14 protein-coding genes are annotated in these 18,479 nt (G+C 48.2%); 4 read left to right on the top strand and 10 right to left on the bottom strand.

Translation table 11 applies throughout. The annotated features are described in order from the left end of the window. Nucleotides 1–11 precede the first annotated feature (11 nt). Nucleotides 12–992, top strand: coding sequence for a hypothetical protein (locus ACO0K9_RS13110; protein ID WP_422985547.1), 981 nt, complete (start codon nt 12–14; stop codon nt 990–992). A gap of 357 nt (nt 993–1,349) precedes the next feature. On the opposite strand, the gene ACO0K9_RS13105 is transcribed toward ACO0K9_RS13110, so the two are convergent. From ACO0K9_RS13105 to ACO0K9_RS13090, 4 genes are all read right to left on the bottom strand, one after another. Then, nucleotides 1,350–1,589 (bottom strand): hypothetical protein, encoded by a 240-nt coding sequence (locus ACO0K9_RS13105; RefSeq protein ID WP_422985545.1) that lies wholly within the window; start codon nt 1,587–1,589, stop codon nt 1,350–1,352. A 267-nt stretch (nt 1,590–1,856) separates the two neighbouring features. After that, nucleotides 1,857–2,291 carry a hypothetical protein gene (locus tag ACO0K9_RS13100; protein ID WP_422985543.1) on the bottom strand — a complete coding sequence of 145 codons (435 nt, stop codon included), beginning with the start codon at nt 2,289–2,291 and terminating at the stop codon, nt 1,857–1,859. A 60-nt stretch (nt 2,292–2,351) separates the two neighbouring features. Then, on the bottom strand, nt 2,352–2,681 hold the full coding sequence (locus ACO0K9_RS13095) for a hypothetical protein (RefSeq protein WP_422985542.1): 330 nt from the start codon (nt 2,679–2,681) through the stop codon (nt 2,352–2,354). A gap of 150 nt (nt 2,682–2,831) precedes the next feature. Continuing rightward, entirely contained in the window at nt 2,832–3,629 is a 798-nt protein-coding gene (locus ACO0K9_RS13090) for a hypothetical protein (protein ID WP_422985541.1), read from the bottom strand. 112 nt (nt 3,630–3,741) lie between these two features. Between ACO0K9_RS13090 and ACO0K9_RS13085 the strand changes: the two genes are divergently transcribed. Then, the gene (locus ACO0K9_RS13085) at nt 3,742–3,984 is read left to right on the top strand and encodes a helix-turn-helix domain-containing protein (RefSeq protein WP_422638488.1); all 243 of its coding nucleotides are present in this window, start codon (nt 3,742–3,744) and stop codon (nt 3,982–3,984) included. A gap of 35 nt (nt 3,985–4,019) precedes the next feature. Here the strand turns inward: ACO0K9_RS13085 and ACO0K9_RS13080 are convergent, their stop codons facing one another. The 6 genes from ACO0K9_RS13080 to ACO0K9_RS13055 all read right to left on the bottom strand — a co-directional run bounded on the left by ACO0K9_RS13080 (nt 4,020) and on the right by ACO0K9_RS13055 (nt 10,025). Then, nucleotides 4,020–5,594: a DUF4942 domain-containing protein gene (locus tag ACO0K9_RS13080; protein WP_422985538.1), complete on the bottom strand. Its 1,575-nt coding sequence runs from the start codon at nt 5,592–5,594 to the stop codon at nt 4,020–4,022. Nucleotides 5,595–5,646: 52 nt separating this feature from the next. Then, nucleotides 5,647–6,621, bottom strand: coding sequence for a hydrolase or metal-binding protein (locus ACO0K9_RS13075; protein ID WP_422985536.1), 975 nt, complete (start codon nt 6,619–6,621; stop codon nt 5,647–5,649). Nucleotides 6,622–6,806: 185 nt separating this feature from the next. Further along, nucleotides 6,807–7,835: a YqaJ viral recombinase family protein gene (locus tag ACO0K9_RS13070; RefSeq protein ID WP_422985534.1), complete on the bottom strand. Its 1,029-nt coding sequence runs from the start codon at nt 7,833–7,835 to the stop codon at nt 6,807–6,809. Nucleotides 7,836–8,080: 245 nt separating this feature from the next. After that, entirely contained in the window at nt 8,081–9,040 is a 960-nt protein-coding gene (locus tag ACO0K9_RS13065; RefSeq protein ID WP_422985532.1) for a DUF932 domain-containing protein, read from the bottom strand. 169 nt (nt 9,041–9,209) lie between these two features. Beyond that, nucleotides 9,210–9,581: a hypothetical protein gene (locus tag ACO0K9_RS13060; RefSeq protein WP_422985530.1), complete on the bottom strand. Its 372-nt coding sequence runs from the start codon at nt 9,579–9,581 to the stop codon at nt 9,210–9,212. Between the two features lie 114 nt (nt 9,582–9,695). After that, nucleotides 9,696–10,025 carry a hypothetical protein gene (locus ACO0K9_RS13055; RefSeq protein WP_422985528.1) on the bottom strand — a complete coding sequence of 110 codons (330 nt, stop codon included), beginning with the start codon at nt 10,023–10,025 and terminating at the stop codon, nt 9,696–9,698. A 416-nt stretch (nt 10,026–10,441) separates the two neighbouring features. Between ACO0K9_RS13055 and ACO0K9_RS13050 the strand changes: the two genes are divergently transcribed. Continuing rightward, nucleotides 10,442–13,369, top strand: coding sequence for a DEAD/DEAH box helicase (locus ACO0K9_RS13050; protein ID WP_422985526.1), 2,928 nt, complete (start codon nt 10,442–10,444; stop codon nt 13,367–13,369). Between the two features lie 12 nt (nt 13,370–13,381). After that, on the top strand, nt 13,382–18,331 hold the full coding sequence (locus tag ACO0K9_RS13045) for an Eco57I restriction-modification methylase domain-containing protein (RefSeq protein WP_422985524.1): 4,950 nt from the start codon (nt 13,382–13,384) through the stop codon (nt 18,329–18,331). The last annotated feature ends 148 nt before the right edge of the window (nt 18,332–18,479 follow it).

The raw sequence follows: 18,479 nt of genomic DNA, 5'->3' as shown, positions 1-18,479 counted from the left end.
GCAAGAAGACTATGATTGACTTACTCCATCCACTCATTGACGCGACCAAGACTATTCATCTTAAAATGGGGCAATGGTTTTCTGCTTATCCAGCAGGAATGCCGTGGACAGTTGTATCAGACTATTGCATCGGCGACGAAGGCAAGCCGAATGACGTATTCTCTTTTGTGGCTATTGCGAATCATGACTCGACGGCAAATATTTGCGAGTACATTACTGCTGTGGCACCACGCGATCTAAAAAAGGTAAATGAAGTTCCAGTTGGACTTATTCAATATCTGACTTGCCCGATGCCTGTTACGTTTAGTGTTTCGTTTGTTATCAACAGACAGTCGCAACTTTTACGTGACTATTTACGCGCTGAGGATATGGCTAGCTTCATCCCAGACGCACGTGAATTCGTACAAGCACTCAAAACGAACACCCCTGTCAGTAAATCGGTCGCACCAGAATATTTTGATGACGTTCTAAAGCGTCTAGCATTGTTCGAAAGAAACTTGGCGAGAAAGCAGCCAAACGACCGTTTAGCTCGACAAATTCATTTGACGTCTGCATTTGCTGCGACGCTATTTTTTCTAATCACCGGCGCAACTCAGGCTAGTTACCTTAGATGGATTTCTGACAGGGATAAGCTGATTGAACACAGTGAAACTGTTGTGTATGATTTGGCGTATCTGTATTTCATACTTATGCGGTCAAAGGCCTCCGAATCTGTCGCGAATATAGATGGAACCGCAGCTCATCAGGTTCCAGAAATCACTTTTGAAATTCCAGATAAAGTCGGTAAGTATCGCTTTGATGAACTTATTCGTCTACCAGACTACTTAGCTGGCACATTGGCTGATCTTTCCTTGGATAATATGTCCTCCTCAAGAGAAAAATTTGAGACTGTTTTGCATCAAGTCTTTGTAGATTCGCCCAATAATTGGGTGGTTATTCTAAACTCCGACAGTGAAAAAATAACTGTAAAAGGAGCGCAGTTCCAAGGGTAAATAGCCTAGCTATTACTGTGTAATTGAACCATAGATGCTTGAACTATGGTAGTTGCTGATTCTTTTTAAAGATGGAAATTCATGTCGTTGAAAATCGATGATCCTAAATGGAGTTACGCAGTCCATTCCCCTGTATCTGGTGCGCAGACACAAAAAAGGGCGGGTTACTTGCCGCTCACTTCACTTGTTCTTGTGGTCACGCCTGGCGGGCCACCACATCAAAAGACCGTATGGCAGAAGGATATTTCCTAGAAACGCAGTCAGGTCTTCACATCCGTTGCTATGCTTGTCAGCAGGAATGGTCCATGCCACGTCAGGAATATGTCAATTTGTAGTCACAGCTAGCAAAAATAAACATCAACCTTGTGAAGTATCATTCCTTCTCCTGCTGTGTACCACGTCCTCAGAATCTGTTGTCAGGTCTTCACTTAGAATTTTCGATTTAAAGTAAACCATCCCAACACAAGCAGCCAGGGAGGTTGCACTGCCCACAGCACCAAAGAAGGGCAAGACACCCCAAAAGATGCTGGACAGGCTCACAAAGACCATGGCCAGATTGGCAGCTAATGTCAGACGCCAGATGAGTGAGGATGTCAATTCAGGCGCTCCTATTTTTCTGCGGTGGTTTCGTCATCAGTAAGCTTTTAGCCGCTATATCCGTTTGGTGATTCGTTTCATTGGTTTTCTGCATTCAGTCACGTATTTTAAGTAATTGTTAATCAATACACCAAGAGTTTGATTTGGTAACATTAAAAAACTCTCATTCAGGATAATTCCTATAGGCTGACGGAAAGAGATGTCACTGGAGGAAACCTCAAGTCATTGTTCATGACTTGAGGTGCGACCCAATATAAGCTGCTGGTATCACATCAAATTACAGCTAAATCCTTTCCCATAAACAGGCAAAACTTTCGCAGCATTGCTCTTGGGAAAGGTCACGGTTTTACTTCCTGCCTTGACTACTGCGTCCGCCTTGCGCAAGCCTGCAAGCAACGATAAGAAATTCTGCGTCCCCACTCTGCTATCCGCATCAAAAGGGCCGTCGTAACTGATGCCATTGACGCTCACGGTAAATTGTTTGTATTTCATGCCATCGCTAATGCGCTCTGCCGTGACAGATGAAGCGGCATCTGCGCTGCCTTCCTTGGTCGGGCAACCGATGTAGAGCCTGGTACCCTGATAGTCGATGAAATATTCCAAGTTTCCTTGGCCGCCTCCTTCCGTCCATCTACCCTCGGCTGCATAACCGTTTGCAGCAGAGAGAATAGCCAGAGTGGCGATGATGAAGATTTTTTTCATATGAGAATTCCTTAATTGTTTAAATAGAATTGAGCGAATTGCTTGACGGGTAAAACGAACTCAGGGCTTGCCCAGCAGCAACCTCAGCTTCCACACGCGGGATAGGGATACCAAGAACCAAACAAACAAGACAAGGGCCGCAAAGTCCATATTGACATACTCAAAAACAGCAATGGCCATGTAGGCTGGCAGAGAAAGGAGGAAATACAGACAGACCCTGAAATAGCTGCGGTTGCTCTTGCGGGCAACGGCTCTTGCCAGCACTGGGCGCGACTTGATTACTTCTTGCAATGCCTCGGAGCTCGATGCTTTAAGGAGCGGGTGGTAAAGGATTACAGCGGCTATGGTGAGTACAGCATTGATAAGTGAAAAGAAGATATTGTGATCCATGAGGATTTCCTTGGTTTGAAGGTTTGACAAGAAGAGAGGATTGACTAGGGATCAGATAGGTAGAATTTCTGATTCCATTTGAGTGATATGTACTTGAATTTAATAGGCACGGAAATGAATCCTCTGGAAAGCGTCGTGAAGCTGGCGTTTTCAATAAGGTTTGTTGATAGTGAAATAGTCACCAGCGCTCGTTTCAATGGCCGTTATTTGTAGTTCGGCTGAAAAGTTCTTTTCTTCGGCATACATTAAGTTCCGCAAATCTCGCGACAGAAGATCTACCACCCTGTATGAAAGGAAAATATCTGTAGTGTCATCGATGTTGCCTCGTGGCTTATTTTTGATGACTATATGCTTTGATTCACCGCGCAATAGTGGTGTGTCGAAGGTGTAGGTTGCTGGATCAGGTGTTGCCTTTAATCCATCTCCGTAGATGAGGGAAAGGGTGTAGTGAAAACGTGCTACAGGGTATTGCGTGCCGTTTTTAACATCAATTCCCAATGCGATCTCATCTACAGGAAATGAAGCAGCGTCTGCTTTTCTTCTCACCATTGTTGCATTTGTGATCGCCCCGGAAAATGCGTCAACAATCGCCTTTTCTTTGGCTGCAGCTTGCTCACCGATTTTCTTTGCAGCTAACCGCTCGGCTTCTTTTTGAGCCTCTATTTGTGCTTTTTCCCGCAGAATTTCTTCAGCTCTTGCATGAAGGTCTTTGGCAGTTTTGCCGTCAAATTCCTTAAAAGAGGAATCATTGTGAGTCATTGCATAGGTAGAGATATTGGCAACGTCCCAGCTCAACTGCTTACTTTCTTCTGGGGGGAGTTTTGAATGCATATGCTTCAGCGAGTCCATAAACGTGTCGCCATTTTTGCCGTCTATTTTGGGTGCGCACCCGGATAGAAAGAAAATCGCGGAACAGATTGCAAAGACTAAATTGAATTTTGAGTTCATAAAGGGTGTCCATTCAGTAGATCAAAAGTTATTGGTATTCTGGATTGAAATAATATCATGTGCTACTTAAACTCTGTAGACTTAAAGTCATCTAAAAAGCAACCTTTGGCCTGTGAAGACCAAAGACAAAAAGTTGCCTGCCAGAGAACCCGCCAAGATTCGTTTTGGTGTGAGGCTTCGTCATGCACGCGAAATATTGACCTTATCGCAAGAAGTTTTGGCTGAAAAAGCAGGACTCCATCGGACTTACATTGGTCAGGTCGAAAGAGGTGAGCGCAACATTTCCATCGATAATATGGAAAAATTGGCAGATGCCGTTGGCTTGGAAGTATGGGACATGCTGCGACCCGAGTAATATGCAGACTTATTCCTTGTGCAAGATGGAAAAAACTATACCCGGCAAGCCCTCAACATAACAACCGAAACGCCGGTCCCTGCAAATTCATTGTTATAGGTACGCAGCCATTCCAGATCCCAGCCCGGCAATACCTCTTTCCCATTCATTGACAAAGGCAGAATGGCGACCATCCGTCCCTGTGGCTTGACCAGGCTTGCCGCAGCCTCCAGATGCGCCAGCGCCCGCCCATCAGAAAACGGTGGATTCATCAGCACCTTGTCAAAGCGCTCCGTCGTTGTCCTGGCATATTCCAGGAAATCGATCTGCAAAGTATCAAAGCCTTTTTCAGTCAGGATCAGCGCATGTAATTTACTGATCTCTATACAGCGAGTCCTCTCCTTTGGCAGGTGCATGGCCAGATTCCCCTGGCCCGCACTTGGCTCCAGACAAAAGTCCCCCTCGCTAATGTCAAGTTCAGTTGCCGCATCTTTTGCCATCTCTGCCGGAGTTGCAAAAAACTGATGAGTCGCCCGGTCAGGCAAGCAGCCGCTGGCAATCATTTCATTCAGCACCCCATCCAGTTTAAAATCAAATTCGACATTCCCCTTTTTATTGATGACCCCACCAAGATATTGCAATACCCTGATTGCCTCCGTTTTGGCAGGTGAGGAGCCACAGTGCTGATAGCTGAACTGAAACTCCAACGGATTGTGTCGGCTGGCCCGCAACTCAGACAACACCTCAATAACAGCAAACGGCAAAGGCCGGTTCATCAACTGATAGTGTTTCTCCTGTTTCACCGGCTTCTTGCGGAACTGTGCAGGAATCGCCTGGGGATAGAGAGAATGCAGCACCTGATTCAGCCGCCAGGCCATCTCAGGATGAACCTCCAGATGTGCTGTTCCCTTCAGATAACAACGCAGCTTCAGTGCACCACCATCGAGGATCAGCCACTCACCATGACGCTGCCTTGCCATGCTCACAATTCCCGAGGTCGCATTCCACTTAGGTTCATCCCTGCCCATGAACTTAGCGATTACCGCACGCAGGTCATTGATCAGCCCGGCCCTGCTTGTATTGGTACTCCACTCACTGGTGACATAAGCAATGATCATCCGTTTGCTGAAACCCGCAGGCGAGTTCGTCACATGCTCCCCGGACAAACCCCGGAATATCCCCTCCACACGCTCAGCAAAGAACTTCTGGCGCGATGCCAGCAAATCACCAATAGTGGGACGGACTGCTTCATCCGTGAAATCGGGGGCTGTCATCTCACTGATGGTCTTGTTCCATTCGTCACGACGCTTTTGCGGCATCACACTCAACACATCCGTCATTGCCAGCGTCTTCGACCAATATGCTGCATTCAAGGCCGCAATCGCACCGGCAGGATTAAACAGCTTCTGTACGCTGGGCTTGAAGCGGTTGTGTTCATCGCCATTCCCATCCAGAAAGTATTCCATCGCCGCCGACAATTCCCCGTCTATCATCCCTGCAACATGGGTGATACGCTGGCGCATACTGTTGTACTGCCCCAGCAGACCATCAATCAGGTCAGATGACACCGGCGCAAAAAACGGCGTAGCGTCATCCACAATACTAAAATCTGTCATGCCCATGTCTGTCATGGCATTTTCTCCTTGAATTCATTGATCATTCATTGATATAAAGGCGCACGGCTTAAGGCCGAATGAGCAAGGCAGAGTGTGGCGCACCAAGTTTCTTGTCCAGCTTGTCTACCAGACTGGGCCTTGACCGGACCAGTGCGGCAAGCGGCTTGCCCGCAGCCGGGTTGTCAATTGGTGCAGCAGAGACAGCAGGGACTGTAGACTCAGCGGATTCAGAATTGCCAGACTCAGGATAAAATTCCTCCAGCGTTTCCAAGGTTTCCTCTGCACTCTCCTCAAAGGCCCCATTGGCAAATCCCCGTAGCGCAGCCCCATCCAGCGCCGCCTGATCAAACCCACACTCCCTGCGTCGTTGATCCGTCCCCCTGGCCTGAGCTATCGCCGCCTCCAGCGTCAACCCTTCCCGCACCGTTAAATCCACGTAATAAATCGCAGACCGGTGGCTCATGGTCGTGCTCTTACCCCTGAGCCTCAGTTCCAGCGGCAGACAGGCCAGCAAGTTGCCAGACACCGCCTGGTAATAACTAAGACGTGCTGCCAGGGTGCGAATACTGTTAAACCCGGTTGTTCTGAAGATGAATGACCCCAGTTCATCCTCATCCCCGATCTGCACATTTAAACGGCCATATGGCTTGCAGGCACCACCCTTGGCCAGCTCACAGCTATCCGGCGAAGGGCAGGGTAGATTCTGCATGCCGGAGTCTGTGAACCGTCTGCAAGTCTCCCCATTTCCCACACACAGAGGACGCCCGGTCTGCCGGTCAAACAAACTGTATTCCGCCCGCAGGTTCAATTCAGGTGAGTTGAACAAGACCCGTACAGGAATCGAACGCAGCTTGTCCGTATCAGCCTTCTTGCGCAATTCTTCATCCAGCGGGTGATTGACCCAGCCATTACGTCCCTGTACCTGGGAAGTAATCGTAAAAAAGTCTTCCTTCACTGGCAGGCGCTTGCCGTTCTTCTCTACGACACTGCCTATAGAAATACGCCCCAGAATGGGAGGCGTGATGGCTAAACCTTTAATCATGGTGATCCTCTAAATAAAAAAGAAAGCCTGTTCTGCCAAGGACAGAAACAGGCTGCTTGTTTGGTTGTGGAAATGCTTTATAGAAATGCTTGGGAAGAGTGATACAGAGACTTGAGTGAGCAGCACCGCAGTGCAGGACAGAGCTGTGTCGTACTATGCCGCTCAACACAGAGTGACAACGTAATTCAAGCTTCTACACTGACTGGCTTTGGTGTCAGCAAAAACCGCCGACTACCTGGCCTGACAAGAGGGTAACGCTCCAGCAAATCTGGCTGATCTTGTAATAGCTTCTCCACATCCAGACGCAAGCTGTCCTTGGCCCGTTTCCAACTGACCCGCCCACTATCAAAACTGGCCGTGCTCGCTTGCGCCAGACGTTGCTGTATTTGCTGCGCAAGTAATGCTGCCAGTTCTTCCCGGCTGTCGATATCCGCCCGCAGATTCACCAGGTCCGCAAAAATCGCTGACATTTGTGTATCTAAAGTAAGATCAAGATGATTCCCGGCATCCTGCGGATACAGACAGCGCAAAGCCATATCCGCTGATTCCGAGCCATCTGCCGGTGGAGGTGTATCTGTTTCCACGTAATGCCAGAACTGCCTTTCCAGTTCTATCAGCCTGGCAATCAGCTCATCATCACGGCTAATCCGGTAAATCCTGATTTCCTGCCCACAGACCAATACACAGACATCCGCCGCTGCCTTGCCAGTGACCGCCAGTTGATGTTGTACCTGGCAGACGATGTATTCCGGTACACCGTCCCGCCATAAGCGCACACCAAATTCCCCGGCAGTCTTGCATTCCAGTATTTGCACATCCGGGGCACCAGTCACTTCCCGGTCGATATTTGCCAGCATCCAGGACTTGTCTGGATCAGGATGCTGTAATACAGCATTGATCTTGCGTACCCGGTTGCCGGTGCGGCGCGTGTAGTGGGCTGCGACTATGGGTTCCAGCAGGCTTCCCCAGTAAGTAGGACTGGTTTCATCATTGGGATCAATCTTGGGTAAATCCGCATCACGGCCAGTCTTGATCATCCACAATTCCAGTGGAGACTGATAGGGATTCAGACCTACGGCTGTGCCAGCATCACTACTGCCTATGCCTTGCTTGCGCACAGTCAGCCAGTCGTCTCGGCTGAGTTCCTTGGTCTTGACCAGCTTCAGGGCTGGCCGGTTTGGTTTGAGTACATCGGTTTTTTCTGCGGCAGACATAAAAGCTCCGGGTTGAATTTGATGAATTGATTAAGAGAAAAACAAAGGAATAAAGAAGGACCAGGTACCGAAGGAAAAAAGCCCGGCAAGCGGATGCTGCCGGGCAGGGTGAGTGGTGTTTTCAGTTTTTGGTGCCCATAACACCCAAAGACACTTGTTGTTATTGGTACTGCTGAACTGCCATGAAATGCACTTGCTTGGCAGTTTTCTGTCAAAGCCTGTTTCTTCCAGTGACGTGGATATGCTCAGGCCACCATCAGCAAAGCCTGATCCAGCGCTTTCTGCTTCAGAGACGCACCCTGACCAAACCAGGCTGATTCCAGCCTGTGGTCAGTGGTACGTGCACGTTTCTGGTGATCGACATATTCGGTGACAGAATTCAGCAAACCAAAGGCTGTTCCCTTGGAAGAGCTTAGTTCAGCGCCTTTGCCTTGACCGTCATATAGTTCCTGTACCTTTTTCATGGCACGTTCATTGGTCAGGCCGGAAGCAGTATTGCCGGGATCAGTGAAGACGCGCAGGAAGTAATTCATGGCTTCATGCGATTTCACTTTGCGTTCGGAAAGAGTTTTCATGCGATACATAAATGCATCCCAGGAAGCGACAGAGATACCCAACTGACGTTTGACAGCCTGTGCGTCAAAGTTCGTGTTGTGTGGCACCTTGACTGCACCGCTGCTATTATTAAGAGCTACTGCCAGGGTGTTATTGCACACCACCCGGATACTGGTGAATTGTGCCGTAGTCGCCAGACTGCCATCGCAGGCAGTAGCCAGCAACAGATAAGCCTTCACGACGTCATTACCCTTGATGGTGGCTGACTGATTGGTTTTAGCCAGTGCCCAGACTTTGCGGCCTTCTTTGAGGACACCGGCAGTTTCCAGCTCGAAGCCGGATACTTCAGTCAGGTCACGATAGAACTCCAGGATTTCGCGGGGCTGTACGACCTGGTAACGATTCGAGACGACTGACAGGGCAGCCTTGGTATCGGAGCGATACAGAACCTTTTGTTCCGGGAAAGTCATGATAGCCCCGAGGCTACCGGCGCTTTCCGTCATGAAGCGAACAGGAGACTCCTTGATTTCAAAAGCCATACCGGCCTGTTTTGCCCAGACTTCTATGGGTTGCTTGGCAGTCAGTTGATTGCCCAGGCCATGCCATGGAACTTCATTAACATAAGCCATGTTTTCGATGAGGTGTGCCATAAGAGATTTCCTAAATTGAGAATAGATAGACGTACACAGGCATGCTGCTGAGACAGAACAGCAGTAGCAATTCAGCTCAATGATGACGATGCACGAGGGGGATTAAATAAAGATATGAAGAAAAGGGTAGTGCGAAGGGTAAAGCAGATCGGCAGTAAAAACGGTAGTTTCACTGGATTTGTGCACTGAAGTGATAACCACAATCCTGGCATTCATAATTGTCCAGAATGCGGTCATCCACCACCTGACCCAGTTTGACACCGACAGAGCAACCGGTGGCACCACCGATCAGACCACCAATGAGGGCACCAGCCAGCATGCCAAGCGCGATACCCAGAGGACCACCGGCAGCACCAATGGAAGCGCCGACTTCAGCGCCACCAATCGAACTGGCTGTGCCTGCGGCGACACCGGCGACAGCACCGACTGTTCCGCCAGTCTTCTTGCCGTAATTTTTAATTTGGATGCGTGAGGATTGACAACAGGGACATACATGCGCGGACGTTGGAATAGCTGATAGGGACGTGTTGAATTCTGACATGGAATGCCTATGAAAAAAGGAAGAAAGATAAAAGGGAGGGGTAAGACCAGGAGGAAAAACGCAGCTCTGAAAATACTCTGAGCGGACTACTGGACAGCGGTCAAAAAAGCAGATTCAGGACTTACTCAGCATCATCCTCAGCATCCAGATGCGGGACAGAGATACCAGGAACCAGACAAGCAGTGTGAAGGCAGCAAAGTCCATATTGACATACTCAAAAACAGCTATGGCCATGTAGGCAGGCAGAGACAGGAAGAAATACAGACAGACCCTAAGATAGCTGCGATTGCTCTTGCGGGCGACAGCTCTTGCCAACGCTGGACGGGTTTTAATTGCTTCGTGCAATGCCTCGGCGCTCGATGCTTTAAGGAGCGGGTAGTAAAGGATAATAGTAGCTAGTGTGAGTATGGCATTGACGATAGAGAAGAAAATGTTGTGATCCATGAGGATTTCCTTTATTGAATATTCTGAAGAGGGAAGGGGACTGGGTATCAGGGAGATACAACGCCTGATTCCAATTCAGTGATATGTGACTGAGAATTTTTAGAATGCCGCTTGGAGAGACTTGAAATCTGCTTCTAAATTATTGGGGCAGCGTTATAATTTAGTACACACTCGCGATAGCTTCTTGACGTCGCAGTGAGGATGGCAATTGGCAGATATCTGTTTAACGGATTTTGAGGTTATTAAAAGCGATATGGCGAACAACGACTCAAAACAGAATATGAGACTTGGCAATCTTTTACTTATGTAGTACTCATTCCTAAATAGAACGCAAATTGGCGATGTTTCTCAACATAAATAGGGAGCGTTGAGAGATAATCAATGCAATTAAAGAGGTTTCAATTTAACAATTCTGTATGCAACTAACTCAAGCTCCTGCTCCTGGCGCTCGCGCGCTTATTCGTGATGAAGAATGGATTATTCAAAATGCTGATCAATGCACACTTGGAGGTTGGCAACTTTCATGCATAGGCGTGTCAGAAACGGTACGTAATCGCCACGCTTTGTTTCTCACTCAGTTAGAAGACATCACTCTTATCGATCCTGCTAAGACAGAGTTGGTGTTTGATGAGTCCCCATCGTTCATTGCGTCACGCTTGTTTATTGAGGCTCGATTAAGGCAAGCCGCTTTGCAAGATGGCGAGATCGTCATTGGTCATCGTGGTGTAATGGACGCTTTGCCTTTTCAATTGCAACCAGCACATCGCGTTTTACAACAATTGCGTCCGCGTCTATTAATTGCAGATACTGTAGGTTTGGGTAAAACACTTGAAGCCGGTATTCTCAGTGCAGAATTGATCCGTCGGGGCAAAGCGCGCCGTATTTTGGTAGTAACTACCAAGAGCATGATGCGTCAGTTCCAACAAGAATTTTGGAATCGCTTTACCATTCCCCTGACGCGTCTTGATTCGACTGGGATTCAAAGAATCCGTCGCGATATTCCTTCAAACCACAACCCGTTTAATTATTACGACCGCACGCTCATTTCGGTTGATACACTGAAACGTGATATCGAATACCGGCATTTCCTCGAATCTGCATGGTGGGATCTGATCATTATCGACGAAGCGCATAATGTTTCCTACAAAGGTAATCGAACTCAAAGTAATCGCTTGGCGGAATTATTGTCGCAACGCTCCGATGCCTTAATACTGCTGACGGCGACGCCGCATAATGGTAGAAAAGAGAGTTTTGCCAGCTTAATGCGTATGCTAGACCCCACGGTCTTGCCTGCAGGCGAGAAAGTCGAGTACACCCGCGAAGATGTGGATCATTTGTTTGTACGTCGATTCAAAAAAGACGTACGCGAACAAATGAAGCAGGATTTTCCTGAACGCGATGTTTTCCGTTTGGCCTGTGATGCAAGCCCGGAAGAAAACCGCGCCTTCGATGCACTGGCCCAGTTAAAGCTCAATAACGAAGGCAAAGGCGCGCGTGATGGCGCTATGTTATTCTGTACTGTTTTGGAGAAAGCCTTATTTTCTTCTCCCGCAGCATGCTTGCAAACTTTGCGCGAACGTATTCGTAAGCTTGATGCCAAAGAAAAAGGCCATACAGATTTACCTGATTTAAGGGACTTAGAATCTTTGGTAAGTGCCATTACGCCAGAGAGCTTTAGCAAATTTCAGTATCTCATACAGCAATTGCGCACAAATGCACATTGGAAATGGGATGGGAAAGCAGCCTCAGACCGCTTGGTCATCTTTACAGAACGGGTCGAGACCCTCAAGTTTTTGCAAGAAGCCCTACCTGCCGCACTCGGTTTAAAACCAGACGCCGTTGCCATCTTGCATGGTCAACTCCCTGATGTCGAAATTCAAAAAACTGTTGAGGACTTCGGCAAAACTCACTCGCCACTACGTTTGCTTATCGCCTCTGACGTTGCGTCTGAAGGTTTGAACTTGCATTACCAAGCGCATCGGTTAGTTCACTTTGATATTTCTTGGTCGCTCATGGTGTTCCAGCAGCGTAATGGTCGTGTTGATCGCTACGGTCAAACGAAGGCTCCCAAGATCGGCTACTTACTCACGCAGCCAAGCCATGAGCGCATTCGTGGTGATTTACGCTATCTTGAAATCTTGATAGAGAAAGACCAGCAGGCAGCCAAGAATATTGGTGACCCGTCAGCATTTATGGGGCTTTACGATGAAGACCTAGAAACGCTTGAAGTCGCCAAAGCTATTGAAGGCAATACCGCTGCGGAAAAATTTGCAGAATTGCTTGCGGATGACAGTGTCGATCCTTTTGAAGCGCTGTGGAGTACAGCAGCAGAATGCAGTGAGCAAGTAAGTGCGGCGACAGAGTATCATCTCAGCGATGCAAGCCTTGCGATCTCTTACTATGCCAATATTCCGGCACCCATCAAAACATCGACCAGTTTGTTTGGCGATAGTTACGCTTATTTACGTGACGGTTTGCGCCTGCTACATCAGCAAGCACCGCGTGAATATAGCGCTGTTACTGCCGATGAGCAGCATCGCATTGTCAGCTTTCAGCCCAGTAAAGATTTAGCACAATTACTGAAACGTGAATTGGCTGAAGAAATGTGGCCCAACGATAACACCTTCGCGCTCAGTGCCGATGCGACAATGGTCGAATCGTGCATTAAGCAGGCGCGCGATACCAATGCTTGGCCACAGCTACAGTATTTGTGGCCGTTGCATCCTGTTGCGCAATGGATGGACTATAAATTGATGGCGCTGTTTGGTCGACAACGCGCCCCCGTTTTGCGCGTCAATAGCGAGAATAGCGCTATGAATGGACTGCAAGCTGGCGAATCTATGGTCATGGTCTTGGTGCAAATTCCCAACCGACGTGGCCAAGCTGTATTAACCGAATGGCTAGGCGTGCGTCTAAACGCAACGGCCCAAGTTGCTCAGGTTTTACAACTGAAAGAATGCCTCACGTTAACCGGGCTTGATGACCCTAAAAACCAAATTGCCAATGACGGCGTGCCGATAGATGTTAGCTATGTGCAAAATGCCTTAAGTGCGGTCATCAAAGCGGCTGAAGAACACATCAAGCCAATTAAGCAAAGCTTCGATCAAGCCAACCGTCAACGCATGACGGCGGAATTAGCCAAGCTCAGTCGCTTGCAGCAAAAGCACCACCAGCAAATGGAACTCGACTTTAGTCAGGGCTTAGAAAAAATTAACGCCGCTAAACGCAAACAAAAAGAAGAATACACCGCCAACTTGTTTAGCAACTACCAGCAATGGATACGCAACACGCTAGAACTGGACGATCGCGCTCAGTTCTCCGTTATTGCCGCTCTGGTGGCGTAAAGAAAGGTAATCATGAGTTTTATTCTCTCTGGTCTCACCAATGCTAACGAATTTTATAGTCAACATTATCTTGACGAGATTTTGGAAAAAGATCTCAAGCCCCTGTTTGATCAATGGAAAGAACAAGGGTCGCAAAGCCCGGTCTCGCGCCTGCGTGCAGCCGCAGGCGCGAATACCTATTTCCGCCAACGTGAACGATTGCTACAAGAACGCAAAGCTTCCGAGCGTGAAGCACTGTTGATTGATTTGGTGCAACCTTTGCTTGAAGCCCTCGGTTATCAACTCAATCCGCATGCCATGTCGTTGGCTGATGGTGACTTACCGGTTTTAGCGGTGTATAACGATGCCAAACAATTCCCACTGTTGGTCATCGTCGCGGCAGTTGCAGGTGATAATGAATTAGACATGAGCCCTTTGGAGTTGTGGCCGCCCGCCGTATTCAATGAACAGGGCAAAAATAGACACTCGGATCAGACCTGGGAGGATGCCCTCAGCAAGAGGCTGTTTGCAGAAGACCATCCACCGCGGTGGGTGCTGTTGGTTCACCATGATGAATGGATATTGATTGAGCGCAGCAAATGGGCGCGCAAGGCGCTGTTAAGTTTTAATCTGCCTGAGCTATTCGGCCCGCGCGATGAAAAAAACTTCCGCGCCATTGCCGCATTGGTCGGCAGCCAATCTGTATTGCCTGGCGACGGCACGGTCGCTCTGCTCGATAGCATAGATGACAATTCCCACAAACATGCGTTTGAAGTATCGACTGATCTCAAGTACGCATTGCGAGAATGCATTGAACTCATTGCCAATGAAGCCGTTCGGTACAAGCGCGTCGTCGCCCGAGAAAAAGTGTATGACCGTAACGATATTGACTTTGCCGAGCAACTCAGTCTTGAGAGTTTGCGCTTCATGTATCGATTACTGTTTTTGTTCTATATCGAAGCGCGCCCCGAGTTAGGTTATGCGCCGATCGATGCTGAGGCTTACCTCAAAGGCTATAGCATTGAACACCTGCGTGAATTGGAGCAAACGCCCCTCACCACCACCGAAGCGCAAGAGGGTTTTTACTTTCATGAAAGCTTAAAGAAAATATTTAACCTGATCTGGCAGGGCTTTCCTCATAAAAACAGCAAAGACAGTTTGGGGCAACAAACTGATTTTTTACTTCAATCGGATGCACCAATCAATAATGGTTTCACCATCGCACCTTTACAAGGCCATTTATTTGACCCAGCACGTACGAAATTATTAAACAGTGTACGCCTACGCAATAGCGTCTTACAACGTGTCATCGAATTGATGTCGCTGTCCCGTAGAGGTGGTCGGCGTAGTGGTCGTGGTCGCATCAGTTATGGAACTCTAGGCATCAATCAATTGGGTGCTGTATATGAATCTCTGCTGTCTTTCCGTGGTTTCTTCGCTGAGGAAGATTTGTACGAAGTGCGTTCAGACCCCAAAGGCAAAAAAACTATTGCAAACCGAGATGATGGCGAAGAGGGCAGCGTAGATAATGCTGATAGCAACGATGAATCTAGCAGTGATGAAGATGCACTAAGTATTTCCGATAAAAGAAAAAACGCTGTGTTAGACCCGCTAGAAGCAGCCTATTTCGTACCGGCAAGCAGCATCGGCCAATACACAGATGCCGAACGCTTGTTTGGTGGAGAACCGCGCAAATATGCTAAAGGCACTTTCATCTATCGCTTAGCCGGTCGCGCCCGCGAAAAATCAGCCAGCTATTACACGCCCGAAGTGCTCACACGCTGCTTGGTTGAGCATTCGCTCAAAGAAATTTTGCCAGGCAAAACTGCTGACGAAATTTTGCAGCTCACAGTCTGTGAGCCTGCCATGGGTAGTGCCGCTTTCTTAAATGAAGCTGTGAATCAGCTAGCGGAGGCCTATTTGCAGGCCAAACAAAAAGAGTTAGGTCAAACCATTCCGCACGAAGATTACGCCGAAGAAATGCAGCGCGTTAAGATGTACATCGCCGACAGCAATGTATTTGGTGTTGACTTAAACCCAGTAGCGGTAGAGCTGGCCGAGGTATCGCTATGGCTGAATGCTATTTTCAAAGGCAGTCATGTACCCTGGTTTGGATTGCAGCTATTTAATGGTAACTCTCTGATCGGCGCTCGCCGCGAGGTATTTAGTACAGTACAGCTCAGCCCAGGTAAAGGAGAGAGTGAAATGCCAGAGCGTAACTGGCGCATCGCAGCTCCAAACAGCGTGCCGTTTGGCAAACCGCTATCCAGTATTGACGTACTGCACTTTTTATTGCCAGCCGAAGGAATGGGTATGGTAACGGACAAAATCGTCAAAACCATAGAGCCAGCGGCGGTTGAGCAATTTAAAAAATGGCGTAAAGAATTCTCCGGTCCACTAAGAAAAGAAGAAATCCTACGAGTACAAGCATTGAGCATTGCAGTGGATGATCTATGGCAGCAACACGCCATTGAACTTGCTCGTGTACGCGCCGTGACGAATGATGAATTACACGTTTGGCCCGATTCTGCTGCTAACCATGCGCCTACCAGCACAGCACAAAAAGATGCGACTTATCGACGCGAAATGCTCGGCGAGGCGCAAAAGAATGCCAGTCCTTACCGTCGCTTGAAACTAGTTATGGATTTTTGGTGTGCCCTGTGGTTTTGGCCTTTGGATAAAGTTGCAGAATTACCTGATCGTGAGCTTTGGTGGTTTGTGTTAGAAACGGTTTTGTTGGGCAATGCGAGTTTAAGTACCAAAGTCGCTGATGATCTATTTCCGGAGACTCAAGCACAACCAAGCTTAGATTTTACGCCCGAGCGGGATCGTTACGGTTATGTCGATATTGCCGCCTTGATTGAGGCTCTACCACAATTGCAAGTGGCGCAAACGATCGCGGGACAACAACACTTCATGCATTGGGAACTGGAGTTTGCTGATCTTTTTAAGCGGGGTGGTGGATTTGACGTGATTTTGGGTAACCCGCCTTGGATAAAAATTGAATGGAATGAGCAAGCTCTGCTTTCTGATTATGATCCACGCTTTGCAGTGCGTAAACTGAGTGCTAAGCAAACGGCGGATCAGCGCGAGGAAGTGTTTTCGAAAATACCTCAGGCGCGGTCTGACTATGTGAGTGAATGTGTTTCTATTGAAGGTGTTTCGCAATTTATGAATGCCACACAAAACTATCCGTTACTCAAAGGGCAACAAACGAATTTGTATAAATGCTTTTTACCACTAGTGTGGCGGATAGGTGCTGGTGTACAAGCACTTGTGCATCCTGAGGGCGTTTATGACGACCCTAAGGGCGGGCAGTTACGGAAGGAATTGTATCCGCGCCTACGTGCGCATTATCAGTTCCAAAACGAGCTGTCACTTTTTGCGGAAGTTGATCATCACATGAAGTTCAGTATCAATATTTTTGGTAAGGCACAACCTTCGCCCTTGTTCCGAAACATGGCTAATACGTATTCTACGGCCACAGTGAATGCTAGCTTGCAGCATGCTGGAGGAGGAGTCATACCGGGTATCAAGCGCGATGAAGGCGGATGGAATACTGCTGGTCACTTCAACCGGGTAATTGAAGTGGATGTGAATTTACTGAAATCTTTCGCTCATCTCTACGATGCTCCAGATACGCCCGCCTTGCAGGCGCGCCTGCCAGCCGTGCACAGTCGCGAACTGGTTTCTGTGCTGGAGAAGTTTGCTCGCGTTCCTCGGCGATTGGGTGATTTGCAAGGTGAATATACTACGTTGGAGATGTGGCATGAAACTGGTGCACAGAAAGACGGCACCATTCGTCGCCGAAGTACCCTTGAACAAGGCTTTGTTGAGTCATTGACAGAGTTCGTGCTTTCCGGCCCACACTTCTATGTCGGCAACCCATTCAATAAAACCCCACGTGAGGTTTGCACGTTAAACAGTCACTACGATGTACTCGACCTCGAAACCCTGCCAGATGATTATTTGCCAAGGAGTAATTACCTGCTTGCCTGCTCCGCAAGCGAATATGCCCGCCGCGTGCCCAGAGTCACCTGGGTAGAAACAGGCGAAAGTGAAGCAAGAAGGGTGACTAGCTATTACCGTTTATTTTTCCGAAATATGCTCTCACAAAGTGGTGAAAGAACACTTATTGGAGCCGTACTTCCTCCTGGGATTGGCAATATTCACCCAGTTCAATGTGCAGTGTTTCGAAATATGGCAGACTTGACTGCAGCGTCAGCAGTTGTTAATAGCTTGGTAGCTGATTTTTTCGTCAAGGCGACAGGAAAAGCCATGCTCTATAACGTTTGGACGCAGTTGCCACATTTTCCTGCCAACATAGCCCTAGCCGTTCGAGCATTGTGCTTATCTTCACTTTCTAACCAATATATGGACCTTTGGAAAAGCAGCTGGCAGCCTGAATTTCAGCAGGATGCTTGGAGCAGTCGTGATTCACGATTGCCTCAGGATTTTTTTGGTAAGCTCAATCCTCTGTGGCAGCGTCATTGTGCTTTGCGTAGTGACTATGCTCGTCGCCAAGCTTTAGTGGAGATTGACGTGCTGACTGCTCAGGCAATGAATTTGACTCTAAAAGAATTATTGACGATTTATCGCGTACAGTTTCCAGTGATGCGTCAATATGAACTTGATACGTGGTATGACATCAAGGGCAGAATTATATTCACTTCTAGTAAAGGCTTGGTCGGTGTAGGATTGCCGCGTAAAGCAGTTAAGGAAGATGGTGAGTATACTTTGATCTATCCGAATGGCGAACGCAGCACCAAACGCATCGGCTGGGAAAATGTCCAACCCACGGACGGGAAGCCACAATTACCCGACGGGACGCGTATTCAACGCACTATTTTTGATGATACTTTACCCGGCGGCCCACTGACGCGCATCATCGAATATGTTGCTCCCTTTGGACTTGCCGATCGCGAGGCTGATTACCGCGTCGCCTGGGCGCACTTCGAGCAACGACACGGGACTGCTCTATGAGTGTTGAGGATCAAATTCCAGTAGTGTCCAAGGCCTAAACAATTTGTTCTGCAATTGCGACTTGCTGCCAGCCCTTGGTGTATGTCGCACTGAGCGCTACTGAGTCAAAATCCGATGCATTAAGGAACTATTTCGGAGAGTGAAGTTT

This window comes from Undibacterium sp. Ji50W, assembly GCF_049340445.1.
Lineage (GTDB): Bacteria > Pseudomonadota > Gammaproteobacteria > Burkholderiales > Burkholderiaceae_D > Undibacterium.
Note: the sequence above shows the minus strand (reverse complement) of the source record. Positions and strands in the feature narration are given on the sequence as shown.